The organism is Microcoleus sp. N3A4, from assembly GCF_036701805.1.
Taxonomy (GTDB): Bacteria; Cyanobacteriota; Cyanobacteriia; order Cyanobacteriales; family Microcoleaceae; genus Microcoleus.
In genome coordinates this window covers 1-1,052 of sequence record NZ_JAUBRJ010000194.1, presented here as the reverse complement: position 1 = coordinate 1,052, position 1,052 = coordinate 1, and the positions used below count along the sequence as shown (strand labels likewise).

General features: G+C 45.6%; 2 protein-coding genes. Both read left to right on the top strand.

The features are described from left to right. The first annotated feature begins 53 nt into the window (after positions 1-53). A complete protein-coding gene (locus QUA56_RS36700; protein WP_333368952.1) occupies positions 54-776 on the top strand; it encodes a DUF6444 domain-containing protein in 723 nt (240 codons plus the stop codon). Further along, positions 664-927 (top strand): hypothetical protein, encoded by a 264-nt coding sequence (locus tag QUA56_RS37080; RefSeq protein WP_445242988.1) that lies wholly within the window; start codon positions 664-666, stop codon positions 925-927. The genes QUA56_RS36700 and QUA56_RS37080 overlap by 113 nt, the downstream gene beginning before the upstream one ends. The last annotated feature ends 125 nt before the right edge of the window (positions 928-1,052 follow it).

Here is a 1,052-nt window from a genome sequence, read left to right as displayed (position 1 = left end):
GTAAGGATTCAGGTCAAAAAAACTTCGGTGACAAAAGCTGGTAAAATAAACCAATGAAAAAGCCCCCAGCAACCAGAGAGCCGAAAAAAACCGAAATCGAGCAGTTGAGCCAAGCTGAACTGGTAGAAATGGTACTGGGGCTGCAAAAAATTATTGAAGAATTACAAGAAAAACTAGCCATTGCTACGGGCAAAAGTCGAACCACCAGTCAGACTTCATCAAAGCCCCCATCAACGGATCTGATCCAGAAATCAGAGAAACCAACAGTCACACCAGAAGCAGACCAAAAAAAGAAACCAGGTGGACAACCAGGTCATCAGGGAAAAACCCGCAAAGGGTTTGGACGAGTAGACAGAACCGAAATTAGCTCACCCGACATCTGTCTCAATTGTGGTAGTCAAGAATTAAGTCAAGTAATTAACATCCACTCTCAGCAAGTAGCAACTCTAGTCGCCAAACCAATCGAAGTCGTCGAATATCAGACACAATCGTGTAAATGCCTAGAATGTGGTGCAGTAGTCAGAGGAGAACCACATCAGGGAGTGGTTCCAGGCCAAGACTTGAGCGTTAATCTCCAAGCACTATTAGTCTGGCTGGGGAATTATGGGCATCTTTCCTACTCCAAGCTGACGCTCATTGTTGTGGGAACTCGGCACGATAGAAGTGGGAGTAGGAACACTCCAAAAAACCAATCAACGAGTAGCAGCAGCAGTAGAGCCAGCTATCAAAGCACTGTGGGAATGGGCACCTCTTCAATCAAACGTTCATGTAGATGAAACGCCGTGGTGTGTGATGGGAGTCAAAGAATGGCTGTGGACGGCTAGTGGAAAAGGATTCTGTTTATTTCATGCCGCAGATACTTTTGTGACGTGTGGAATTAGAAACCATGCTGGGCAAAGAATTTGCGGGAGTCTTAAGCTCAGATGATTTCAGCGTTTATAATGGTTGCCTGCGGCACAGCCCAACAGAAGTGTCTGGCTCATTTACGACGGCATTTCAAGAAAGTGCTGGGACTTCCTGGCAACAATAATAATGCAGCAGTCGCTCAAATA

Excerpts from the sequence above, each read along its gene's own strand:
- QUA56_RS36700 (WP_333368952.1), top strand. The coding sequence starts at position 54 with ATGAAAAAGCCCCCAGCAACCAGAGAGCCGAAAAAAACCGAAATCGAG.